The organism is Eubacterium sp. AF34-35BH, from assembly GCF_003477765.1.
Classification (GTDB): domain Bacteria; phylum Bacillota; class Clostridia; order Lachnospirales; family Lachnospiraceae; genus Eubacterium_G.
Map to the genome: position 1 here is coordinate 12,623 of NZ_QUDZ01000013.1, position 18,856 is coordinate 31,478.

21 protein-coding genes and 1 pseudogene are annotated in these 18,856 nt (G+C 32.9%); 3 read left to right on the forward strand and 19 right to left on the reverse strand.

Annotation, left to right across the window (positions count from 1 at the left end; all coding sequences use genetic code 11):
• The first annotated feature begins 35 nt into the window (after positions 1–35).
• Entirely contained in the window at positions 36–1,331 is a 1,296-nt protein-coding gene (locus tag DWZ69_RS11385; RefSeq protein ID WP_024738906.1) for a tyrosine-type recombinase/integrase, read from the forward strand.
• Positions 1,332–1,499: 168 nt separating this feature from the next.
• On the opposite strand, the gene DWZ69_RS11390 is transcribed toward DWZ69_RS11385, so the two are convergent.
• From DWZ69_RS11390 to DWZ69_RS11395, 3 genes are all read right to left on the reverse strand, one after another.
• Positions 1,500–2,099 (reverse strand): YitT family protein, encoded by a 600-nt coding sequence (locus DWZ69_RS11390; protein WP_117999183.1) that lies wholly within the window; start codon positions 2,097–2,099, stop codon positions 1,500–1,502.
• A 2-nt stretch (positions 2,100–2,101) separates the two neighbouring features.
• Positions 2,102–2,254, reverse strand: coding sequence for a hypothetical protein (locus tag DWZ69_RS12140; protein WP_158561064.1), 153 nt, complete (start codon positions 2,252–2,254; stop codon positions 2,102–2,104).
• A 145-nt stretch (positions 2,255–2,399) separates the two neighbouring features.
• Positions 2,400–6,011 (reverse strand): leucine-rich repeat domain-containing protein, encoded by a 3,612-nt coding sequence (locus DWZ69_RS11395; RefSeq protein WP_158573392.1) that lies wholly within the window; start codon positions 6,009–6,011, stop codon positions 2,400–2,402.
• A gap of 346 nt (positions 6,012–6,357) precedes the next feature.
• On the opposite strand from DWZ69_RS11395, the gene DWZ69_RS11400 reads away from it, so the two are divergent.
• Together DWZ69_RS11400 and DWZ69_RS11405 are read left to right on the forward strand one after the other, a co-directional pair.
• On the forward strand, positions 6,358–6,813 hold the full coding sequence (locus DWZ69_RS11400) for a MarR family transcriptional regulator (protein WP_117999185.1): 456 nt from the start codon (positions 6,358–6,360) through the stop codon (positions 6,811–6,813).
• Positions 6,806–8,101, forward strand: a complete 1,296-nt coding sequence (locus DWZ69_RS11405; RefSeq protein WP_117999186.1) for an MATE family efflux transporter — start codon at positions 6,806–6,808, stop codon at positions 8,099–8,101. The genes DWZ69_RS11400 and DWZ69_RS11405 overlap by 8 nt, the downstream gene beginning before the upstream one ends.
• Before the next feature lie 99 nt (positions 8,102–8,200).
• On the opposite strand, the gene DWZ69_RS11410 is transcribed toward DWZ69_RS11405, so the two are convergent.
• The 16 genes and pseudogenes from DWZ69_RS11410 to DWZ69_RS11475 all read right to left on the reverse strand — a co-directional run bounded on the left by DWZ69_RS11410 (position 8,201) and on the right by DWZ69_RS11475 (position 18,840).
• A complete protein-coding gene (locus DWZ69_RS11410; RefSeq protein WP_199521879.1) occupies positions 8,201–8,401 on the reverse strand; it encodes a hypothetical protein in 201 nt (66 codons plus the stop codon).
• 133 nt (positions 8,402–8,534) lie between these two features.
• The gene (locus DWZ69_RS11415) at positions 8,535–9,521 is read right to left on the reverse strand and encodes a hypothetical protein (protein WP_117999187.1); all 987 of its coding nucleotides are present in this window, start codon (positions 9,519–9,521) and stop codon (positions 8,535–8,537) included.
• Positions 9,522–9,755: 234 nt separating this feature from the next.
• Entirely contained in the window at positions 9,756–9,890 is a 135-nt protein-coding gene (locus tag DWZ69_RS12360; protein ID WP_022164621.1) for a hypothetical protein, read from the reverse strand.
• A 204-nt stretch (positions 9,891–10,094) separates the two neighbouring features.
• On the reverse strand, positions 10,095–10,766 hold the full coding sequence (gene rbr / locus DWZ69_RS12400) for a rubrerythrin (protein ID WP_347497535.1): 672 nt from the start codon (positions 10,764–10,766) through the stop codon (positions 10,095–10,097).
• A 54-nt stretch (positions 10,767–10,820) separates the two neighbouring features.
• A pseudogene (locus DWZ69_RS12405) lies at positions 10,821–11,276 on the reverse strand (flavin reductase family protein); the annotation flags it as partial.
• 1 nt (position 11,277) lies between these two features.
• Positions 11,278–11,676, reverse strand: coding sequence for a transcriptional repressor (locus tag DWZ69_RS11425; RefSeq protein ID WP_117999189.1), 399 nt, complete (start codon positions 11,674–11,676; stop codon positions 11,278–11,280).
• A 141-nt stretch (positions 11,677–11,817) separates the two neighbouring features.
• A complete protein-coding gene (locus DWZ69_RS11430) occupies positions 11,818–12,411 on the reverse strand; it encodes a sugar O-acetyltransferase (RefSeq protein WP_118437100.1) in 594 nt (197 codons plus the stop codon).
• Positions 12,412–12,689: 278 nt separating this feature from the next.
• Positions 12,690–14,057 (reverse strand): MATE family efflux transporter, encoded by a 1,368-nt coding sequence (locus DWZ69_RS11435; protein WP_118437102.1) that lies wholly within the window; start codon positions 14,055–14,057, stop codon positions 12,690–12,692.
• Between the two features lie 216 nt (positions 14,058–14,273).
• Positions 14,274–14,471: a hypothetical protein gene (locus DWZ69_RS11440; RefSeq protein WP_118437104.1), complete on the reverse strand. Its 198-nt coding sequence runs from the start codon at positions 14,469–14,471 to the stop codon at positions 14,274–14,276.
• Between the two features lie 100 nt (positions 14,472–14,571).
• Positions 14,572–15,162: a sugar O-acetyltransferase gene (locus DWZ69_RS11445; protein ID WP_199640876.1), complete on the reverse strand. Its 591-nt coding sequence runs from the start codon at positions 15,160–15,162 to the stop codon at positions 14,572–14,574.
• Positions 15,163–15,266: 104 nt separating this feature from the next.
• On the reverse strand, positions 15,267–15,476 hold the full coding sequence (locus DWZ69_RS11450) for a hypothetical protein (protein ID WP_118437106.1): 210 nt from the start codon (positions 15,474–15,476) through the stop codon (positions 15,267–15,269).
• A gap of 254 nt (positions 15,477–15,730) precedes the next feature.
• Positions 15,731–16,453, reverse strand: coding sequence for a helix-turn-helix domain-containing protein (locus DWZ69_RS11455; RefSeq protein ID WP_118437108.1), 723 nt, complete (start codon positions 16,451–16,453; stop codon positions 15,731–15,733).
• Positions 16,454–16,661: 208 nt separating this feature from the next.
• On the reverse strand, positions 16,662–17,294 hold the full coding sequence (locus DWZ69_RS11460; protein WP_118437110.1) for a PBECR4 domain-containing protein: 633 nt from the start codon (positions 17,292–17,294) through the stop codon (positions 16,662–16,664).
• Between the two features lie 189 nt (positions 17,295–17,483).
• Positions 17,484–17,636 carry a hypothetical protein gene (locus DWZ69_RS11465; RefSeq protein ID WP_158573393.1) on the reverse strand — a complete coding sequence of 51 codons (153 nt, stop codon included), beginning with the start codon at positions 17,634–17,636 and terminating at the stop codon, positions 17,484–17,486.
• A 111-nt stretch (positions 17,637–17,747) separates the two neighbouring features.
• Complete coding sequence (locus tag DWZ69_RS11470; protein WP_118437114.1) at positions 17,748–18,170, reverse strand: GNAT family N-acetyltransferase; 423 nt, start codon at positions 18,168–18,170, stop codon at positions 17,748–17,750.
• A 16-nt stretch (positions 18,171–18,186) separates the two neighbouring features.
• Positions 18,187–18,840, reverse strand: a complete 654-nt coding sequence (locus tag DWZ69_RS11475) for a hypothetical protein (protein WP_243081051.1) — start codon at positions 18,838–18,840, stop codon at positions 18,187–18,189.
• Positions 18,841–18,856 lie beyond the last annotated feature (16 nt).

Consider the following 18,856-nt stretch of genomic DNA (forward strand, 5'->3'; position numbering starts at 1 on the left):
TCCGATTGTCTGATATCGAAAGGAGACATACGATTATGGCAAAAGGATCTGTTAGAAAAAAAGGAAAGAAATGGTACTATCGCTTCTATGTAGAGGACGCAAGCGGAAAAATGGTTCAGAAAGAATACGCCGGAACCGAAAGTAAAAGTGAGACGGAAAAGCTTCTCCGCAAAGCACTGGAAGATTATGAAAATAAGAAGTTTGTCGCAAGGGCAGAAAGCCTTACGGTAGGAGAACTTCTGGATATGTGGGCGGAAGAAGAACTGAAAGCCGGAACACTCAGCAATGGCACAGTGGAAAATTATCTTGGTGCAATCCGATGTATCAAAAAACACCCGATTGCAGACCGAAAGTTAAAAACAGTTACCGCTGAACATTTACAGAGTTTTCTCGACCTGCTTACATTCGGTGGCGAGTTTCCGGATGGAAAAGTGCGAAAAGGATATAGCAAAGATTATATCCATTCTTTTTCCGCAGTGTTACAGCAGTCTTTCCGTTTTGCAGTATTTCCAAAACAGTTAATCAGTTTCAATCCAATGCAATATATCAAGCTGAAACGACAGGCAGAGGAAGTTGACCTCTTTTCTGATGATGAGGTAGAAGAAGGTACACAGCCGATTTCACATGAGGATTACGAGCGGCTTATCAAGTATCTGGAAAAGAAAAATCCACCTGCAATTCTGCCGATTCAGATCGCATATTATGCAGGACTTCGTATCGGGGAAACCTGTGGTCTTACATGGCAGGACATCAACCTTGAAGAACAATGCCTGACCATAAAACGCAGTATCCGTTATGACGGAACGAAGCATAAAAATGTGATTGGAACAACCAAGCGAAAGAAAGTAAGGATTGTTGATTTTGGAGATACACTGACTGAAATATTGAAAGCAGCAAGACGGGAACAACTGAAAAGCCGGATGCAGTACGGGGAACTTTACCACCGCAACTACTACAAAGAGGTGCATGTAAAAAACAGGGTGTATTATGAATACTATCACCTTGACGGAACGCAGGAAGTCCCGGCAGATTATAAAGAAATATCCTTTGTCTGCCTCAGACCGGATGGTAGTCTGGAACTGCCGAGTACACTCGGCATTGCTTGCAGGTCAGTGTCAAAGAAGCTGGAAGGATTTGAAGATTTTCACTTCCACCAGTTACGTCACACCTATACCAGCAACCTGCTCTCCAACGGGGCGGCTCCGAAAGATGTACAGGAACTGTTAGGACATTCTGATGTCAGTACCACAATGAATATTTACGCTCACTCAACAAGAAAAGCAAAACGGGATTCCGCAAGACTTCTTGATAAAGTAGCGAGCAACGCTTAAACAAAAATTTCCCTTATTTCCCTTACGGATTCCGCATAAGGGCAAAAATAAGGGAAAATACATATCATTTCACTATCTAATGGGCTGAAAAGCCTGTAAAATAAGGAAAGTTCAGGAAATCTCTCCACAAATTCCGATTTATTCTTTTATTATACACATCCTCTCCATTTAGATGTTCAATACTTTTTTTGTTTTTGATGCTGTAAACTGAATAACCGGTCCTGATATAATGATTGTAAAAATAGTACATAAACCAAACTTTCCACCAAGAGCAATGCCTATAACAACCATTGCAACATCAAGTATCATTCGCACAACTTTTACCTGCCAGCCATTCTTATCTGCCAGCGAAAATGTTAATGCCTCATACGAACCACGTCCTAAAGATGCTGCCGCATAAACTCCCGTTCCCACTGCAAAAAAGATTACTCCCATTACCATGATAAGTGCATTTATCCACAAATGCGTACTATATACATGCATATTTGCAAATAAATCCACGCAAAAGCTATATACAATCTGATATAAAACAGTACCAATATGTATCTGAAATCTGTCATAAAAAAATGCAAATGCAATCATAACTATCGCAACTATCATTGATGCCATCCCTATACTTACATGAAAAGTTTTAGAAATTCCCTGCCACAAAACTGCAAGAGTCGCACCACCAAACCCGGCATATAGGGCAAGGGTGATACCATATGCTGCCACTACTGAACCAACCATTATTATAATTATTTTCTTTGTCCATTCTAATCTGCTCATTGCTACAGTCCCTCTTTCTGATTTAATTCCTTCATTGCTACAACCACACTTTCTGTTTTATCAAGGCAATTCTTATATTTGCATTTTGCCACAAAAACAAAAAAGACTATAGACGCACTGTTGTGTTCAGAAACAGTAAAATCTATAGTCTTCATTTATGCCGAGACAAGCTCTAAATCAATTTAATTACGATAATAAACGTGTTATCTTTATTTGTCAAGATTGTGTATATTTACGCTATAAACTGGAAGTTAGCATAAAACTACAATAAATTTTGATTTTTAAAAGCAACTTTTCAGATCATAAAAATTCCATTAAAAGAATATTTCCACTATACAAGAATATCCCTGTAGTATTTTGGAGTTTCTTATATCCGAATAAACTATTACTATTTGGTTTTTTTACTTTAAACTTAGACCAATCAGAATATATCTTCTTTCTATTGGAAACGATATATGTTCTAATTCTTACATAATACTTTTTCTTACGTTTAAGTTTTTTTATAGCAACAGTAGTAGTTGATACTTTTTTTATTGTCTTTGTTTTTGCGCCTTTAAAATTTTTCTTGAGCGAATATTGTAATTCATACCCTTTTATTCCCTTAACTTTTTTCCACGTCACTATTAAGCCGTGTTTTTTTTTCTTAATTTTCTTAATAGAAGATTTAGCAGGCTTATTATTCTTTTTCATCAATTTAGCAATATTTTCAGTTTTTATATTTCCACATATATCACATATATACGTTTTTAATCCGTTTTCTGCATATGTAGCTTGTTTTGAATTTGTAAGAACATATTGATGCGTATGATTTTTATATATATTATCAACAGAAATATATTTACTTGAAGTATTATATGTCTTCGTTGCTGTTTTCACACCTACATAATTAGATGTATATATATCGTCCATACCATTTTCATTTGTTACATCTACATTTGTATTATTAACAGATAAAGTCGTTTTCCCTTTTGTTTTCGCAGATACAGATATAAGATTATTTTCATTTTCTGACACTTTTTCATCTGTTGTTATAAAAGTTTTAAACTGGTACTCTGCATTATTACTATCAATAATAACACCTTCATTCAAATTCATTTTAACTAAAGATACATTAGAAGCTTCTATTGATTGATACTTGTCATCACCTTCAATACTTGCATTAAGTTCTCCTGTTATGTCACAAAATGTAAAGTACTCACTATTTTCAACCTCTAAATTAACCATTGCCTCAGAATTACTCTCCGAAATATTTTTATATTCATAATTCTCAGATAATATCTCTAAATTTCCCGAAAAAGAATTTCCATCCCATGTTAAATATTCATTTTCATTATTTCTAATTGTAAATGAATCATCTAAACCAACTGTAACAAAACTATGCCCTTTTCCCTTTTTTCCAGACGAAGAACCATTACCATTTAATTGTTTCATCAAATTCCAATCAATAATTTGCATTTGCATATAATTCTCATTTGTCAACCCTTCATCTTTCCAAGAAAAAGATTTATAATCGGATGAAATATCAAAATAACTATAATAACCTGGTTTATGATTATCATTATATGTATTTTCATCATACATTTTAATCCTATAGCCTTCATCTGTTTCTTCACAATTAATCATTAACACTGCATGTCCTGACTCTTTTGTTGCGAATGTGAATAATGATACTCCTTCTTCTTTTACTGTTTTTACAACAGCTTTCAAAAATTCACTCAAACTATCCGCTTCATCATTCTTCCCTCTCGTGGTAAAAGATTTACTGGCTGCATACGACCCTCCATATTCTAAAGATTGAGATAATTGAAAATACTGAATGGTATTCAATAACTTTTTATCTTTATAAGGATATGGTAACTTATAATAACAATTTGCTGAATTACTATTAATTTCCGATATATTTATCATATTTTTATATACCATCCCCATGGTTGTAGCAATTCCATAGCAGGAACCTCCCCACGAAGAATTCATGCTTTGTTTAATTCTATTTTTCTCTCCCTTTGTACTATATTTTATCAGTTTATTGAAATATGATTCATCTAACTTATAGTCTTTTACTCCCTTAAATCCAGCTGTTAAATATTTATTACTATTTGAAGAATGTGTAAAACTATTGGCATCATAATTAAGCATAAATTTATTTTCGTCTTTGTCATCTTTGTCGTTGTCTATCTGTGTGTCTTCTTTTCCCAAACTTTCCCACTTTAAGTTTTCATCTTCACCATTTTTTAAATAATAGTCATGTGCACTGGAACCATCATAGCCTTTTATTGTAAGGTATGGTTGTTCTACAGCCCCTTCCCAATGCCACCATCTCGTTTCTGCAATTGTGTCAAAAATTAAGCAATCAGGAACATATATTCCCGTAGGAATGACAAGCGTTTTTAATTGACGTATTGCATCATTAAACGAACAAAAAGCATAATATTCTATTTCATCTACATCAGACGGTATTGTATATTCAGTTCTCTTATTTGCTATTGGATACTGCAATAATTTTGTTTCGCCATAAACAATCTCAAATAATACTCCATCTTTTGAATAATAATATTTATTTCCCGCATCAACGATAATTTCATCAATCATTGGTGATTGTATTATAGGAACATTTCCCTCATAATTTGATGGAATATATAGCTTAGTTAACTTTTGACTATTATAAAAAGCACCATCGCTTATGCTGTTCACAAATAAAGGAACAGTGTAATCACCTTCTTTATCACTTGGATATAAATATAACCTATCATCATCTTGTATTAATATTCCATCCCTAACGCTATATTTATTGCACTTATCCCCTACGCTAAAATCATTCAATTTTGAACATGACTCAAATATTCCATCATCCAAATATATATTACTATTTATTACTAATGTACTTAGATTTTTGCAATTGCAAAATGCATGGTAGCCTATTTCCTCTAAATTCTCTGGTAATGTTATACTTGTTAAGTCTGTGCAACTGTAAAATGCCGTCCCTCCAATTACTTTCAATGTCCTTGGTAATTCCATTGAATCTAGTGCAGTACAATCCCAAAACGCTCCATATCCAATCTCTTCTAATTTATTTCCTAAATGTATTTTCTTTATACTCCCTTGTACAAATGCTTCCTCTCCTATTTTCACAATTGTATTTGGGCATTCCACATTTCTAACATAAGAATACGCAAATGCGTAATTATCTATATAAACTGTATCATCCGCCACCTTAAAATCACTCTTACCACATGGAGGAAATGCTATTAGATGTTTTCCATCTTTTGAATATATTACTCCATCTATAGATTTTAAATAATTGTTATTCACATCAATATCATAATATGATATATTAGTTACTCGTCCCAAATAATATGCGTCTACTTTCTCTAAAGTAGACGGAAAATAATTATAATATTTTCCAAGTTTACCGCATATATTTGAGTCAACTTCTTTTACGCCTTCTGGTATAATAAAATTTTGAGAATACTCACTAACATCTTTTAATACACCATTCTCAATTGTAAATAAATCTTGCAAACCTTCTTTAAACAAATTAATTGATACATTTCCAGCAAATCCCTCATCGTCATCAATCAACGAAAAAGTAAATGAATATCTTTTATAGTTAAATAATTCTAAATGATCATTTCGTGCAGTTGCCCAATCACCTGTTGTACTAGAAATAATTGTTCCCGTAGAAATATCCTTTACCGTCAATAAAACCCTATTCCAATAGGATCCTTTCGTATATATCTGATATATTCCATCACTCTTTGGTTCGTACATAAATGTCATACTGGTGTTATTCGATGATAAATCTATTTCCCAGCTTTCTTCATTTCCTGTATCACCTCTGACTATTCCTACATTTTGTAATGTTCCTAAAAATAAGGTAAAAATTAACAGATATGATATTATTTTTTTGTACATAACAATACTCCTTTCAGATAAACTTATATTCCTTGATTGCCCGATACAAAACATTGCAATATGCGTTTCATCCGACACAAATCAATCACTGAATACATAAGTTTTATAATAGTTTCGTCCAATTTATCTGACCTTATTTTATCATATCCACAATGTAAAACTCAACATTTACTCATCCAAAAATGTTGTGCCAATTCCGATTTGTTAAATTCAATGCATATACTATACCTTATATCGACAGATTCGCATATCCATTTTATGTCATACTTTTTTTCTTGACATTAGTCCTATATAGGACTATAATTCATTAGTACGTTATCGTACCATTTTTTTTTTGGAGGTAAATATGAATAGCAAAAAAGATAAATTTGAACAATTACAAAGATTTTATGCTCTTTGGAAGGAGGGAAATGCCATGTATGAGGATTGGGCAAAGAAGCATGGTCTGTCATCTAACGGCGTGCTTGTACTCTATTCTCTTTATGAAGCAAAAGATAATTGCACCCAGAAAAGTATTTCACAAAATTGGTCTATTCCTAAACAAACCATAAATACAATTCTAAAAGATTTTTCTTCAAATAATTATATTGAATTATCTACTGATGAAACAGACAAACGTAATAAATTAATAAAACTTACACGGGAAGGGAAGATTTATGCCGGTGAAATTATTGAAGCTCTGCATAAAAGAGAGCTGTTTGCCATAAATCACATGGGGGTAGATAACGTTACCAGAATGAATAATGATACAGAACTTTTTATAAACTTATTTCGAAACGGATATTCAACAGAAAATGAGTAATCGTAACACTTTTTTTAAATTTGTCATCCCCTCTATCATTGCATTTGCCCTGTCAGGTATTTATGCAATTGTAGATGGTTATTTTGTTGGCAATACCATAGGTGATGCCGGTCTTTCTGCAATCAATATAGCTTATCCAATTGTTGCACTGATACAGTCAGTGGGAACCGGCATTGGCATGGGTGGTGCTGTTTACTACTCTATCAATATGGCAGAAGGAAACCATCAAAAAGCAAAACAGTTTATTGCTGCTTCATGGTGGCTACTTATAGCTGCAAGTATTATTTTTACTTTACTTACTTTCTTTTCTGCTCATACTGTATTAACTCTTTTAGGAGCAGATGGACTGATACTTGATTATGCAACAAGCTATATTAAAATCATTGCCTTGGGTACTATATTGCAAATTGGAGGAACCGGACTAATTCCTTTTATTCGAAACTTTGGAAATTCTTCTTTTGCAATGATTGCCATGCTTGGAGGTTTTGCCACTAATATTATTCTTGATTTCTTATTTGTATGGGTTTACAGCCTTGGAATAACAGGGGCTGCACTTGCTACGATTATCAGTCAAGGTGTGACCTTACTTATTGCTCTCTTATATTCTATATTAAAAAAGAATTTGGTTATTAGTGTAAATAAAGTGGAATTTAGTAACCTTTGCAAATCAATTTTCAAAGTAGGTTTAGCTCCTTTTGGGCTTGCACTAACACCTAATATTTCTTTGGTAATCATCAATCGTTTTTCTGCATCCTATGGTGGAGAACAAGCGATTGCCACCTATGCCTGCATATCCTATATAGTCTGTATTATCTATTTGATTTTACAGGGGGTAGGTGACGGCAGTCAGCCACTTATGAGCCAATATTATGGTGAACATAAGGAAAAAGATTTAGCTGAAGTTAAACGTATGGCATATATTTTTGCTATTATTCTAGCTTTCATCGGCTGTGCCATCATGTACCTTGGCAGATGGCATATAGGAACGTTATTTGGTTCTTCAGATGCAGTAAATGCAGAGACTGCTAAAATCATTCCTATCTTTTTGATTTCTGTTCCATTTGTTGCAATTACAAGAATATCAACAGCCGGATTTTATGCAACAGAAAAAGCAGTATCATCCTATATACTGACATTTATTGAACCTGTCCTTATGCTTGTATTAATGCTTATATTACCACCACTTTTAGGTGGACAGATAATGATTTGGTGGAGCACCGTTTTTGTTAGAATTATTTCAGCAGTGTTAGCTATATTTATGACAAAATTAAGCAATAGAATTTTCTAATTTATGATTTTTTAATTATTATTTATTATGAAAAAAAGCAAGATTAACTATCACTTTCAAGTTATCCTGCTTTTCTCTTTACCATTATATACTGATTTTCTATAAACTGCTTATTATTTCTGCAATCCACTGCCCTATCTTGCTCTCTGATGTTTCAAGTTTTGGACCACCCTGTGAGTCAAACTGAATTTCCATAGGATGCACAATTTCTGCCCCTTTACATTCTTCTGCCATTTTTTCGGCAATTCTTTTTGTATTTCCATTTGACCATGAATAATATACTACGAATGTTTTTGACATTTTTGTACCTCCGTTTTTTTACTTATAAACCTATATCAACATAAATCTTAACAAGTTCCACGTCATAACCTGCATTGCTCATAATTTCTGCAATTGTCTTTGCATTCTTTATATTTTTATCACCCTTTCTAAATCAAAATAAATCCAACATGTTATCTAAATATATTTTTTCTCTAACATTGATTTGGTACTCAGGCTTTGTCATGTAGTAAAGTAAAAATTCCAAAACCAAAGCACTTCCAAGTCCTCTTCCTTCTATTTTAAAGTTGGTAAATCCCATTGGCAAGTATACATTTTTAATATTTTCTACACTAATAAATCCCGGATTTTCCATTGCCTTTGAAAATTGATATCCACCACTTGAATCTGGTGCCTTACAATAATGCTCAAAATCTTCTCCAAGATTTTTGTGGCTCACTGCTTCATAACAGACTTTTCTGTCCTTGCATCCAAACCAACAACATTCGTTACACAAAAACTCTACTTTATCCTTTTGCTTTTCTGATAATGTTTTTAGTTTATCAAATTCTTTATTTAATCGAAAATCAGGTACAACATACCTAAAATCTTCTCTATTTAATTCTTTTAAAAATTCCTGAAAATCTGTTATGACCTTTGTAGTTGATGATACAAAATATAATTCAGGATAATTCTTTTTCAGGTAATTAAGTAACAAATCTGAATGAACTATTACGCCATTTGAAACATAGCTATTAATTATTTTTTGATTTTGAGTACCACAACTTTCCATTGATGCATTTTGTATATTAATCCGAGTCTGGTTGTTTTTTTCACTTTTGTTTTGTGCAAACAAAGAACAAATGTCATTGCATATTTTATCTGAAAGATGTTCCTCTTTTAACAATGAATTACTAAAAGTAAGTCTTGCCGAAATGCCGTATTCCTGCATTAAATTAAGCACCTTCCACGTTTCTGCTTCTCCAACTTCAACACGACCACCACTCCAGATACAATCCATAGGTGAGCCATATATGGAACCTATATCACACCAATCATAAAAGTATTCTCTATGCTCCCTGAAAATTGGCAGGAACACTTTATATAGTTCGTAAAATTCAAATAATCCCGGTAGGTGAAAATATGCTGTTTTACTGCTCAATGTATTTTACCTCCTAAATTTCCAACCTATAAACATAGTCATCCATATAAAATTCCATATTGTCTTCCTCTTTTTCTTTTAGTCAAACAGTGTTTCCCATGTTTTTGTTTTCATGGCTTTAAAGCACATAACAATTTTATAATAGATAACTCTTGTTAAAATATAACAATACCAATAATTAAAAGCAATATTACAACCTTTTATTTGTTCTAAACTTTCAAATTAGTTTCTTTCTCATCCACACATGAGGGCAACCCTCATCGTCACATATTTCAGCTGGTTTGATATACCCGTTTTTTCATAAAAATCAGACGCTCCTACCTGCGCCAATAACTCAGCCCACTTTCCCTGATTATTAACAATTTCCATAATTCCTTAATCTCCTTTCAAAAAAATAAGCACTCAAAACTAAATCTTATAATGCCGAAACACCGTACCTACGATTTAGTCTTGAATGCTTTATTACCACTCATCCGGTGATGAGTGAAAACTTTAATATAATTCTTAAATAGATTACATTTGATTATAACTTTTATGTCAAACTGTGGGACTTTCCTGTTATATCAATTTATGTTAATAATTTTCTTCATGTACTTCAAAGTAACTTTGTGGGTGATTACATACCGGACATACTTCCGGAGCCTTTGTTCCTACTACAATATGTCCACAGTTACGACATTCCCACACCTTAACTTCACTCTTTTCAAATACCTGTGCAGTTTCAATATTCTTAAGGAGTGCACGATATCTTTCTTCGTGGTGCTTCTCAATCTCACCTACTGCCCTGAATTTTGCTGCAAGCTCTGGGAAGCCTTCTTCCTCAGCTGTTTCAGCAAAATCTTCATACATATCTGTCCACTCATAATTCTCGCCTTCTGCAGCTGCTGCTAAATTTTCCTTTGTATCACCAATTCCTGCTAACTCCTTGAACCACATCTTTGCATGTTCTTTCTCATTATCTGCTGTCTTTAAAAATAATGCAGACATCTGCTCATAGCCTTCCTTCTTTGCCACAGAAGCAAAATAAGTATATTTATTTCTTGCCTGTGATTCCCCTGCAAATGCCTCCTGTAAATTTTTCTCTGTTTGTGTTCCTGCATATTTGTTTTCTTCCATTTCTTTTACCTCCGTTTTGTTTACTATTTTCTCAAAATCTGACGCCGGATGCTTACATAAAGGGCATATAAAATCATCCGGTAATTCCTCTCCTACATATTCATATCCACAAATCCTACATCGCCATATTGTCTGACCATCATCTGTTTTTCCAACTGCCTGTGGCTTAGGCTTAATATTATTCTGATAATACTCATATGTTGCCGATGGAATATCACTTAACACTTCCATATCTGTTATCTCACCGATAAACATTGTATGTGAACCTAAATCTTCTGTTTTATTAACTGTTACAGAAATGTATGCATTTGTACCCTCTGTAATATAATAAATACCATTTTCACCTCTTGTACACTTTCTAAATGATTCAAACTTATTTGTATCCCTTCCTGACTGAAAACCAAAATGTTTGAATAATTCGAACTGTGCATTCTGACTTAGAACTGATACTGTAAATTTTCCTGTTCTTTCAATCATATCATGAGTATAATTTGCTTTGTTAACACAGATGCTTAACTGGTTCGGTTCCGAAGCTGCCTGAATTGCAGTGTTAATTATACATCCGTTGTCCTTTTCTGATTCCCTTGCCGTCAGTACAAACAAACCATAACTTAGTTTATACATTGCTTTTTTATCCATGTTATTCCTCCTTTAGCTTCTTTCTGCATTTTGGGCAAATACCTTTAAATGAAATATCACAATTTAGAAATTCAATTCCATGAGTGTCATGAATTCTTTCCAGCAAATTTGGTATTTCGTCCATATCCACATCTGACACATCACCACATTTTACACACCTGACGTGATAGTGATTTGTCAAAGTAAAATCAAATCTATTAGGTCCATCCGGCACTTCAACTTTTCTCAAAGTTCCTTCTTCTGCCAATATATCAAGGTTTCTATATACTGTTCCCTTTCCAATTGTAGGATATGTTTCTTTTAAAAAATCATACACTTCATTTGCTGTAGCATGTCTTTTCATCTCATATACAGCATTTCGTATTAACTCTTTTTGAATAGTATTCCTTCTGGTTATCATTGCTTCTCCTTATTAGGATTTATTCTTAATAGAGAGTATATCCTATTTTCGAATTTAAGTCAAGCAAAATAGTAATCATTCCTATTATTAAATAAAGATGCCTAAAAAGACATCTTTACACAATATAAATATTCTGTTTTCCTAAAATGCCAAATCCTCCGGCTGAATTTTATCATCTTCTCTTACTTCACGAATCACTCTGCATGGGTTTCCAGCAGCTACTACCATTGGTGGTATATCTTTTGTTACAACACTTCCTGCACCAATTATGTTACCTTCTCCTATTGTAACTCCACCACAGATGACAGCGTTGGCACCTATCCACACATCTTTTCCGATAGTAATTGGTTTTGATGTACTGATTCCCTTCGCTCTTTGCTCAGGATTAATGGAATGTCCTGCGCAGGCAATGCATACTCCCGGTGCGATGAAAGCATTGGCCCCAATATGTACAGGTGATGTGTCTAATATTACACAGTTGTAATTAATAACTGCCAGTCCATCTACAAAAATATTGAATCCGTAATCACAGTGAAATGATGGTTCAATAAATGTTAAATCAGAACATTTTCCAAGTAAGTTTTTAAGAATCTCTCTACGCTTTTCAGCCTCGTCCGGTCCTGTCTGATTGTATTCAAAACATAGTTTCTGTGCTGTAGCTTTTAATGACTTTGGCACGTTTAAGTTGTTGCTATTGTAGCCTTGATTTTTTTGAATTATCTCTTTTATTTCCATGTTTTTCCTCCAAATTAAAATTTAGAAATTCATCCAAATTTCATTTTATAATTTATTAGCTTTTTTATTTCACAATATTCTAAAATCATTTGATTTATCAAAAAAGTATTTACGATTTTAAATCTGTTCTATATTATAGCATATTCTCAATTTTCAGTAATACTTATAAAATAAAAAACACATTCAGTTATGTTACTACGATTTTCTTATTAGCAAACTTTAATTGTAAATCTATTGCCTTTTAATATCGTCATATAACTTGAATGTGTTTTTTACTTTTAGCTTAAACTTTCAACGTCTTTATTTACAATTCTCTTCAAAAATACATATCCCACTAAACAGGCTACTGCCTCTGTTATTGGAAATGCCCACCATATTAGAGAGACACCTACCTGCCCATTTCTTACAATAACAGAAAAGATTCCTGCAAGTGGTAATATGAGAACCAATTGTCTAATCAGCGAAATTATAAGTGATTGGATTCCTCCATCTAATGCCTGATAAATTCCCTGATATGCCACGTTGATTCCTGCAAAAATAAAACTTACTGAAATAATTCTCATTGCACCGATAAAATATTCTCTTGATTGTCCTGCATTAAATAATGTTGCAAATGCTCCCGGGAATATTTCTGTAATGGCAATGCCTAAAATCATTAATACACCTGTGTATATTAGACCATATTTTATACCGTCTTTTATTCGCTTCTTACTACCCATACCGTAAGCAAAAGCAATAATCGGTGTGATTGCATCTCTTAGTCCAAATGCAAGGAACAGTACAAACTGTTGCACTTTGTAGAACAAGCCATATGCCGTCTGGGCTGATGGGCTAAATTTCAAAATAAGATTCATAACATAAACCATTATTGACATAAGAGCCTGTGCAATAATGGCAGGAAGTCCGATTGAATATATTTCTTTAATAATCCTACCCTTTGGTTTCATATATTTTATGCCATGATCAAATTCTTTATTTAATTTTATATGGAAAATAAATAACAATACTGCTGATGCAATCTGACCGATTACAGTTGCATAGGCAGCCCCTTCTACTCCCATTTGTGGAACAGGTCCAAGACCATATATCATAATTGGGTCAAGGATAATATTTACTACTGCCCCAACTACCTGACCAATTGTTGAATAAAGTGATCGTCCTGTTGCCTGTAACAATTTTTCAAATAATGAAAAAAATACAATTCCAAAAGACAATACACAGCATATTCTTAAATAAGATGTCCCCATTGAAATAACCTGTGAATCAACTGTCTGTGATACAATGTAGACTCTTACTCCAAATATTCCAAAGAACAAACATATTACATAAATAATTACTCCTAAAAACAAACTGTTTCCTGCAACTTTTGCAGCCTTTTTGTTATTTCCCTGTCCCAGCGTTCTTGCAAGAAGTGCATTGGTTCCTACACCTGTACCAATTCCAATTGCCACCATTAGCATTTGTACAGGAAATACCAGTGTCAAAGCGTTCAGTGCTGCCTCGCTTCCCTCTTTCATATTTCCAACAAAAGCACTATCTACAATATTGTAAACTGCCTGCAATGCCATAGATAAAATCATCGGTATTCCCATTTGAACCATCAGTTTATTAACCGGCATTTTCCTCATTTTGTTGTTTTCAGCCATTTTTATTTTCTCCTCCCTTTCTACGCAAAAAAAGTGTGCGCTTATTTATAAGTTGGACTTACGCATAAAGCAACACACTTTTTAACTGCATTATAAAACTGAAAAAACGAGTAGCCAAAACTGGATTTACGCTATTGCTACTCGTTTCAATAAGTTATTATATTTTTAATTTTTAAAAATGTCAAAGGGGGTTCGTTGAATTTTCGTGTGAGAAATTTATTCTTCTGACAGTGCCAAATAAGGCCATTCATCGCCTTCATCTAAATTGTTATCTGTAAGCCACTGATCCTCTACAGATATAATCTTCGCTTCATTATCTTCATTTATTAAGGTCACCGATACTTTGGGAGCTTCGTTTGGATTTCTCTCCTCACAGCCATAGTCACCATCAAATATATGTTTAATTTTCCACATTTGCAATTTCTCCTAACTTGATATTCATATACATTTCGCCTACACATATATTTTCAATATATTAATATTCATAATATTTTAAGCATCTATACTGCTTAACTTATGGGCGATAACCTGTTTTGTCGTCCTCAGTTATTTCACGTATGACCTTGCATGGCACACCTGCTGCAACTACATTTGCAGGAATATCCTTTGTGATTACACTTCCTGAACCTATAATTGTGTTATCTCCAATAGTTACGCCCTGGTTGATGTGGACTCCGGCTCCGACCCAAACGTTATTTCCGATTTTTACTGGTTTGGCATAGCATGCACCATGAGTACGCTCCCAGGAATCTATTGCGTGATTTGAAGTATATATTCCAACTCTTGGTCCAAACAACACATTATCGCCAATTTCAATGCCACCACCGTCTAACATAATGCAGTCAAAGTTGGCATAAAAATTATTTCCAATAGAAATGTTGTAGCCAAACTCACATCTGAAATTTGGTTCAAAATGAACACCTTTACCTATTGATTTCAACAACTTCTTAAGAATAGCTTCCCTTTCTTCTGATGGCTGACCGAAACTTGCATTGTACTGGTTGGTTAAAAAAACTGTATCTTCACGCGCCTTAACCAATTCATCTGTTAAATCATTGTACATTTTTCCACTTAAAACATACTGCTTTTGTTCTTCTAAATTCAATTTTTATCTTCTCCTTTTTCTAATTTATCCATTAACTTAAAACAATAATAAAGCGTATTATACTTGGAATAAAAAATATAAATCCATAATTTTTTCTTTAAACTTTATAAAATAAAACTAAGAATATTTATTGCTAACAACGGAACAAATCCCAGTGTTAGTATCATTCCTGCCCTGTTCCACGCCTCAAAAGGTAGCATGGCATTTGGGTCTACTATTTTGGTATTGTATGTAATGTATGGAATTGCCAAAAGAACCAATAGCACAATTCCTATAATATTTAATAAAATTTCCAATGCTTTTCTTTTTGTCATAACGTTCACCTTGATTCATAAATTATATGGTTATTTCGGTTTAAGTATACTGACAAATCATTATACATTCAATGCATAATCATCGATTTTTTACATTATGCTTTTTAAGCAATCTCACCTTTTAGATTATAAATACAAGTTATAAAAAAAGGCAGATTTTTTAATCTGCCTTTTCAATATTATTCTATTTTACTAGTAGTCCATAAAATAAAATGTCTCCTTGAGGGACATTTTGGGACATCTTGGGGGATAATTTATTCTTTAACTTTAATATCCCCTTTAACAATATCACTATCTATTGAATTACAAACAACATTGCCTTCAACCTTGTCACATTTTATCGAGTTACAAACAAGGTTGCCCTTTATTTTATCTGCCTTAACATTTCCATTTACCTGAACCGTTTCTCCACAATTGATGTCACCCGATAAATCACCACCAACTGTTATATTTCCACCTGCATTACACCCTCCTGAGAAATGTCCCCCAACCGTAACATTTCCATTTGAGTTACAACCACCACTTAAATGCCCGGTAATATTCACTTCTCCATTTGCATTGCATCCACCTGAAACACAACCTTCAACATATATATTGCACTGGCTTTGAACACTTTTTGCATCACCAATTATTTCAAAAGTAAACTTTTCAGTTATTTTGTCTGTTTTTTGTAAAATTTTTCTACCTTTGCAAACCACACCACGAATAACACCATCGTCCTCCCATGGCAATTCTGTACAATATTCATTATTGACATTTGGTTCTGATTTCCTTGAAAAAAGTTCGTCTATGTTGCAGTTAAACAGTTCTGCTAAAACCGGCAAAAATAAAATATCCGGCAATGACTTTGCATTTTCCCACTTTGAAACTGCCTGAAAAGAAACTCCCAACTTATTTGCAAGTTCCTCCTGTGTCATTCCGGATTTTTTACGATATGTTTGTATATTAGTTGCCAAAATATTGACTGTATTTTCCATGTAATCACCTCCGATAATGAAATTATATATAATATGGAGATGGCTTTCAATAAATTAAAAGTCGATATTTTTCAACTGGGGGTTGAATCAGATATACGTTAATTATTTTTATTCAAACAAAAAAGTCTTATTAAAATGCACCAAACTGCCTCTTTAATAAAACTTTTTCCTATTAAACAACTTTAATTTTTTACAACAACTATTACTATTATATACAAATTATTCTTTTCTCTTTTTCTACTGTTATTTTAATCTGATTAACTGTGTAAATGTCCTCAACATTATCTTTTCCTAGCTTTTCTACAAAAAAAGTTCTTGGGTAATATAAATCTTCTTTTTCGTTTTTATCAATTCCCAAGTGAATTACTGCATTTTCATATTTATTATAAAATAAAATTTCACTTTCAATTTTTACTCTAGGATTCACTCTTTTATTATCGAATAACACCGCTATGGGTTGTTCTATTAAGTCAGGAAGCAAGTAAAAATACACAAATTTTGCTTTTACACTTTGAAATTTTTTCTTATTTAAGTTCTTTAAATGTTTAAAATCAATTTCACCATTTTCTATATTATTCCACCCTTTATGTCCCCTATACTCTGATATCTCTTTGTATTTTACGCTTCCTTTTGCAATTGTTTCCAATCCCAATAAATGACAAAAACTTTCTTTGTTAAATTTCAATTTGATTCTACCCTTATCTCCACTAGGTTTTATTATGTTATATGTATATATAAATGGTACTAAATACATAGCATAATATCTTTTTAATACTATAAGTGAAATATCATTAATTTTAGGTTTTCTCTGTAATTCTTTCAGTTCTTCCGGTTTATACATACTTTATCCTCCATATAAAAAAAGCTCTGAACATCTCAGAACTTTTTTAGCAACTATTTTTTCTGCTCATATTTAAACTCTCCGCAACAGAGAATACAACTTTCTTGTAGTTACATTATAACATACATTTTTTCCTTTTCAAGCAACTTCCTTAATTTATATAAATAAAATTATCTAATTCCTATGTGTCTATTTAGAATATCCTATTACTTCAGCAAGTTTTTCTGCCTGCTGCCCCGGCCAACACCCAAAAATATAATCAACTACATCCTGCTGTTTTTCCTCTATAAATTCTTGTGTGTAAGCCTCCATATAACCTATTTGCCTATCATTAAACTTCACTTTTTCTGTCTCGTCAGAAAGTATATTTTGATGATATTCATATTGCTTTTGCATCTGCTCTTTTAATTCTTCAAAATACTTTGATGCATTTTATATCTCCTGAAATCTTAATTATTTTTTATATATTATTTTTCTCAGTGCCGGTCCACAATACTGATGTGGCACAAGTTTGAATCCCTGCTTTATGTAAAATTGTTCCTTACCTGCCTCTGCTAACAATTGTACGCTCACTCTACTTCCATCATACATATTTCTTTCAATATACTTTAAAATAGAGTTTATTATTGCCGTTCCTATTTTCTTGCCCTGATATTCAGGTCTTACCACAATATCTACAATGGTAAAATATATGCCATCGCCCACAACTCTTCCCATACCAATTGCATTTTCATTATCATAAATCACAATTGAGTAATAAGATTTTTTGAGTGCTTTCTGTGCCTGTACCTTGCTCCAGTTATTCCATCCAACTGATTCTCTAAGGTTGTAATATGTTTCATAATCCAATTGATTTTCTTTTATTGTATATTTCATAAATGCTCCAATTTTTCTATTTACCAGCTAAAATATCTGCAAATTTATTTTCAAGGAAAAATCTATAATCCGGTGCCAACAAACTATTAGCAAACTCATCTCGAATAGTTTTCTGTAACCATTCTTTTCTCTTTTTTATAAATTCATCATATCGGCAAATTGTTATTAAGCCTTCCTGTTCAGCCTTTATTACTTCATAATATGCATCTGAAACATATTCGCAATGTTCCACTTTTGTTGGTCGATCTGAAATATATGCATTAGGAATGTGAATATTTAACTCTTTGTATGTTGATATATTGTCGCATGAATATATATATCCTTCCACTCCACTATACGTTTCTTTCAATGCATTTGGATAATATTCTTCCAGGCACAACTTACCATCTTTATCAAATCCATACGGTCCCCATTTATGCCAGAAGCCCTCAAACTTAAAATGCTTTTCCTTACAAAATTTTTCAATAGCATTGCTTAAATACACCAATACATTCTCTCTTTTGTCTGAAAAGTAAATTAAAGGAATATCGTGATTTGATATATTTGGTTTTAAAATTTTTATATTTTTCGTCTGTGATGCATGAAAAAAAGTCATTGTTCCTCCTCTAACTAAAGTCGTATTTTCTATTTTATTAAATTTTTTATCATATACATCCCATAATTCGGCCATAATAATCTCCTTACGC